The sequence below is a fragment of the Candidatus Magnetaquiglobus sp. genome (genome assembly GCF_058402785.1).
In genome coordinates, this window is record NZ_JBZVFG010000027.1 from 46,429 (window position 1) to 52,517 (window position 6,089).

The following is a 6,089-nucleotide window of genomic DNA, read 5'->3' on the forward strand; positions in this document are numbered from 1 at the left end:
GGATGCGTCCGCCGCAGCGGTCTGATCGGGGGTGCCGTCCAGGGCAACCCTTCGGGTCACGCGGGGTCGGCGTGGACGAGGATTTGGAGGCTCGCTTCCAGCAGGGTATGCAGGCTTTCCAACCGGGTGTGGGCACGGGTCGGATCCGCGAGGGTCTGGGGATCGTCGGCCAGTTCGGCGCTCTCGGCCAGTCGTTCCCAGCCGATCAGGCGCGCGCTGCCCTTGAGTTTGTGCAGGCTTTCGTGGGCCGCGTGGGCATCCCCCGCATCCAGATGCCGGCGCGCCTCGACCAACAGACCGCGCGCATCCGCGCAAGCCGCCTCCTTCCACGCCACCAACCCCTCGGGGGAGATGGCCGAGCCGATCAGCCGGAACTGTTTCGGATCCAGCAGGGCGGGGCGGTGTGGTTCCTGTTTGGTTGGCTCCCGAGGAGGCCGATCGGAAGCGCGGACGGATGATGCCTCCGGCGCCTCGGCGCCAAGGAGGGATGCCGCACTCCCGCCATCCTCCGGATCCCGCTCCGGCGCGGCATCATCCGCGCTCCGGTCTCGGGCAAGACGTTGCAGAACCTCCCGCAAGCGGGACGGCACCACCGGCTTGGTCACCACATCCCCCATGCCGGCCTCAAGGCAGGCATCGATGTTCTCCTGGCGGGCATCCGCGGTGCAACCGATGATCGGGATGCGTCCCACCGCCCCATCCAGGGCGCGAATCCGTCGCGTGGTCGCGCACCCGTCCAGACCGGGCATGTGCACATCCATCAGCACCAGATCGAATGGTTCCACCTTCAAGCGCTCCAACCCCTCGGTCCCGCCCGATGCCTCGCTCACCCGACAGCCGACCTGTTCGAGCAGCCGGGCCGTGATCGTTCGGTTGAGCTGATGGTCCTCGATCAGCAACACCCGTGGCGCGCCGATCTGCTCGGGCAGCGACTCTTCTTCTTCTTCCTCCAACGGGGGAGCGGTGAGCGGGAAGGGCAGGGTGATCCAGAACCGGGCGCCCCCCTCCCTCAGACTCTCGCCGCCGATCACGCCACCCAACAACCCGGTCAACCGGTGGGCGATGGAGAGTCCCAGCCCCGCACCTTCGAAGGTGCGACTCGGGGAGCTGTCCACCTGGGTGAAGGGTTCGAACATCCGTTCCGCGAACCCTTCGGGAAAACCGGGACCCGTATCCCGCACCTCCAGCGTGACCAGGGCGATGGCTTCGGATTGTGTCCTGGCGCGGCAATCCAGGGTGATCGCGCCTTGCTGGGTGAACTTGAGGGCATTGTCCAACAGGTTGTTGAGCACCTGCGCCAGACGCTCTCCATCGGTGATCACCCACTCCGGGAGGCTTTCCAGACCCGCGCGCCGCAGCTCCAGACCCTTGGCCCTGGCCTGGGTGGCATACCGTCGCGCGATCCCATCCACCAGGGCCTGCAACGGACAGGGGCTCTTCATCGGGGTCAAGGCATTGGCCTCGATCTTGGAAAGATCCAGGATGTTGCGGATGATCCCCAGCAGACTCTCGCCGCTGGCGATCATGGTCTGCACGTAACTGAGCTGCACCGCATCCAACCCGGTGTCCCGCAACAGATGTCCCAACCCCATGATGGTGTGCATGGGGGTGCGGATCTCGTGACTCATCACCGCCAGAAACTCGCTCTTGGCGCGATTGGCTGTCTCCGCCGCCTCCTTGGCCGCCCGCAAGGCGACCTCCATCTGTTTGCGCTCCGTGATGTCGCGAAACACTGCCTGCCGCACCAGACGCCCGGCCAGACGATGCACCGTGGCATTCGCATCCACCGGCACGATCCGTCCATCCCTGGACTGCAGGGCCAACTCCAGACTCTGACCCGCCTCGATGGTGAACCACTCCCGACGTGGTTCGTAGAACGCCTCCACCTCGGCCTGCATCGCGGCGGGATGCAACCGGGCGGGTGGCGTGCCGCGCAGTTCCTCCAGGGAACGTCCCACCCAGCGGCACGCCGTGCCATTGGCGCTGACGATGGTATCCGTGATCAGATCCGTGAGCACGATGGCATCCGGCGCGGATTCGAACAGAATCCGATAACGGGTCTCGCTATCCCGCAACGCCGATTCGGCCCACTTGCGATCGGTGATATCCTGGATCTGCGACACGAAATGGACCGGTTTGCCATCCTTGTCGCGCAGCAAGGAGGTGCTCAACAGGATCCAGAGCGTTTGTCCGTCCTTGTGGAGATAGCGTTTTTCCATCTGAAAGGTGTTTCGTTTCCCGTCCAGGGTCTCCCGGAGCAGTTTCAGATCCAGCTCCAGGTCTTCCGGATGGGTGATCTCCTGGAAATTCATGCCCAACAGTTCGGATTCGTCGTACCCGACGATCGTGCACAACGCCCGGTTGACCTTGAGAAAGAAGCCGTTCGTGGACACCAGGGCCATGCCGTGGGCCGCAGTTTCGAAGGCGCCACGAAAGCGTTTTTCGCTGAGCGCCAGATGCTCCTCGGCCTGTTTGCGCGCGGTGATGTCGTGCAACGAGATCACCGCCCCCAGTTGTTCCCCCTGCACATCGCGCATCGCCTGTGCGGTCACGATCAGCGCGCGGCGCATGTCGCCACTCCGGGAGACCAGCATCAACTCTTCGTCCAGCACCGGCTCATCACGCAAGGCGCGGGTCAGGGGTTCCCGGTCCGGAGGCAACGGCGTCACCCCGTCGGACAACCGGAACAGCCCATCCTCCACCCACGGCTCCCCGGTCGGCGCATCGCTCTCCATGGACATGAAGGCGCGATAGGCCGGATTGCACACGGTCATCCGGCCTTGACTGTCGCAGGCCGCCACCCCATCCTGGATGTTCTCCAACACCGTGGCCAGAAAGAGTTTTTGTTGCGCCAGATCCTCCCGTGCGATCTTTTCCGGCGTGATGTCCTCCACCACCGCGATGTGATGTTCCGGCATCTCGTCGCCGCTCCAGGTGGGCGATACCGTCAGCCGGACCCACACCGTGGCCCCGCTTTTGTGAAAATAGCGTTTTTCCATGGTGAAGCTGCGGATCATGCCGTCGATCAGCAACCGCATGTTGGCCAGATCTGCCGCCAGATCATCCGGGTGGGTGATATCCTGAAACCCGCGATCCAGCATCTCGTCCACCGTATAGCCGAGCATCTCGGCATAGCGGTGGTTGAGTCGCGTGAACCGACCGGACTCGGAGTGGATCAGCGCCACCCCGACCGCGGCCTGCTCGAAGATGGTGCGAAACAGCTTTTCACTGTGTTCCAGATCCGCGCGCAACCGGCCCTCGCGTCGGATCCCCTCATCCGCCCGTTCCAGGATGCGGTTCATCCACTGGGCGAGCAGACCGATCTCGTCGGCCTCATGTCCCTTTTCCACCGGAAGACGCATCCCCGTTCCCGGCAGGATCTCCCGCATTTTTTCGGCGAGCCGGATCACCGGTTTGCCCAGATATTGACGGATCAGCCAGGCCAGGATCAGGGTGGCCAGAAGATTCTGGCCCAGGGAGAGCATGGCTTGAATCAACGAGGTGCGAACCGCGATCGCATCGGTCTCCTCGGCGTTGACCACCAGGACCAGCGAGCCGATCACATCCTGGCCATTCACCGGAGAGTGGAGCGGAAAGGGGCTGCCGTGGGAAAAATCGACCCCGAAGCGTCGGCTTTGTTCCACGCGAAAGCCATCGATGCCGTCGATGCGCACCCCCACGAACAGGGAGTGGGCCATCAGGCCATCCACCACATCCCGGGCGATCGGTTCGTTGCGGGCGTAAACCCCGACTTCGGCCTGGGATTTGACGGTGAGGAACAGACGTTCCTGAAACCGTTCTCCAGCCGCGATTTCGTTTGTGTAGGTGAAGGAGTAGGAGACAAGGCTCACCACCAGGGAGAAGAGCAGCATGCTCAGGCCGATGATCGTGGCCAGTTTACGATTCAGACTCCGCGAGGGGGTGATCATCGGCGTGTGATCCTTTACCGTGGAACGCTCGTCAGGGAACTCTGCGGGCGGCGGGGAGGGGAGTCCCGCATCGAAAGTTACTCGCGCAGATCCAACAGTACCCGCACCGACTCATTCACCCATCCGGCCTCCACATAACCGATGGCCGCCGGGTTGTTGGCGACCGTTTGCAGGACGCCCTGACCATCCGTCATGAAGGTCGGCGGGTTGACCCGTCCGCTGAAGGTCAGACGGGCCCAGTAGGTGTTGACCTGATTCAGGGACATGCCGTTGATCATGCGGAAGAAGAGTTCGCGGGTCCGGCTGTCGCGCGCCTGCTCGACGATCATGGCGCGACGTCCATCGGGAAAGGTGGTGCCGCGACCGAGAAACAGGTCGGAGAGTTGCGGTCGGGTCAAGGTCGTCAGTCCGTTCGAGGGGTGGACCACGACCACGAGATTTTCCGCCAGCGCCGCTTCGGGAACGAAGGCCAGCATCGGAATCAGGAGTGTGAGGGCCGTTTTCATGCGTTAGAACACGAAATCCAGAGCCATGGAGAGCGACTGAACCGACAGGGGCTGGGAGCGGTCCAGAAGGTTTCCGGGGCGCAGCAGATAACCATTCGGATGGATCCGTGTGGAATCCCACTGCCACTTCAGGGCTGCCCAGGGGGTCACGTCGTATCGCAACCCCAGGGAGTAGGTCTCCTGATCCATGCGACTGGAGTTGATCGCCGTGATGGCGGCCTGTTGCAGGCCGTTGAGGCCATCGGCCACGCCGGCGGGCAGTCCGTCGCCCCAGTTGAAGGTCGCGGCATGGGCCGGATGATGGGGACGTATGGCGCTGACCAGCGTGTATGGGGTCCAGTCTCCCAGGCGTCGGGCCACCGCCAGGTAGCCCATGTCATGGTTGGTGGACATGTCGATGGAGGCGGAAGTCCGGCCTATTTCGGCCTGAACCAGCCAATCCTTATTGTCGAAGACCACCCCGAGCGTGGAGAGGGTGATGCTTGATCCGGCGAAGCCCATGTCGCGTCGGTATTGGGCGGCCTGGGCCTCGATCGCCGGCAGACCGGATCCCGTCAACCCGTCGAGACCGTCGTGGAGCAGGGTCAACGGTTTGGCCTCGTGGTTGAGGTGGAGCTGGGAGTGGCCGATCTTGACCTGCCAGGGCCCTTTTTCGTAGGTCAGCGTGGCCACGAACAACCGATCCAGATCGAGATGATAGAGATCGTCATCCATGGGTACGCCAATGCCCAGGGAGCGTCCGCCCTGGAGTTTGACGCGCCATCGTGCGTCGTTGACGAGCACGGAATGGGAGAGATCCACCCCGTCGAGTGAGAACAGGGGGATCCAGCCATGGAACTCCACCGGAGGACGGATCCAGGGGTAACCGTATCCCATGTGGCGTTGTTCGGAGATCAGGAACAGATCGTATCCCACTCGACCCAGGCGCAGCTGCGTCTCTGGAAACGGGTTCCAGGCCAACAGGGCCCAATCGACGTAGTAGCCGAAATCACGGCTGATCTGATCGCGCAGCACCCCCTGCGACATCAGCGACAGCTCCGGGGAGAGGCGCATGCTGGCCTGGATCCCCAATCGCGAATCCCGCAGCCAGGCGTCGTTGTTGAACCAGGATTGATTCTCGGGCAGGGAGTCTTTCGGACGTTGGTTGATGTCGCGGGTGAAGGCGGATCGGGCATGGTCGTCGTGGACCCATCCCAGCGTCCCATAACCATGGATGCTCGGCGGCTGGAGTTCCAGGGCCATGGCACGGGTGGGATGGAGCCAGGCCAGGATGGATCCGAGCAGGGCGATGATCAGGCTGGAGCGGGTCATCGGCAACCATGGGGATCGGATCGTCGCGTGTCGGGTCGGGTCGCGCATGGCAAGGTCCGGATTCTGCGTCAGGCGTGCCAGGATGTGGGATACCAGGAAACCATGCGCTTTCTCTTTCATGAGCCGATGATGGATGACAAGCGCGTCTTGTTCGTGGTGTTGCTGGCCGGAGAGGCCGTTTCTGGGGGCATGATCCGGCTCGCGCGCCCTGCCTCATTTTAGACTCGGCGCGCGCGTGATATGGTGAAGAGCATACGCCATGTTTTACAAGTTTGTATACCTTCTTTTTTACCATGGAACTCCCGAAGGGAGGTCCATGGTACGGGGGGTGTGGGGGTTCTCC

General features: G+C 63.1%; 3 protein-coding genes. All 3 read right to left on the bottom strand.

The window, feature by feature from the left end; genetic code table 11:
• Nucleotides 1-56: 56 nt before the first annotated feature.
• Nucleotides 57-3,929, bottom strand: coding sequence for a PAS domain-containing hybrid sensor histidine kinase/response regulator (locus ACV4UY_RS10420; RefSeq protein WP_491607530.1), 3,873 nt, complete (start codon nucleotides 3,927-3,929; stop codon nucleotides 57-59).
• A gap of 77 nt (nucleotides 3,930-4,006) precedes the next feature.
• Nucleotides 4,007-4,435, bottom strand: coding sequence for a type 2 periplasmic-binding domain-containing protein (locus tag ACV4UY_RS10425; RefSeq protein ID WP_491607531.1), 429 nt, complete (start codon nucleotides 4,433-4,435; stop codon nucleotides 4,007-4,009).
• A gap of 3 nt (nucleotides 4,436-4,438) precedes the next feature.
• The gene (locus ACV4UY_RS10430) at nucleotides 4,439-5,866 is read right to left on the bottom strand and encodes a hypothetical protein (RefSeq protein ID WP_491607532.1); all 1,428 of its coding nucleotides are present in this window, start codon (nucleotides 5,864-5,866) and stop codon (nucleotides 4,439-4,441) included.
• Nucleotides 5,867-6,089: the final 223 nt, after the last annotated feature.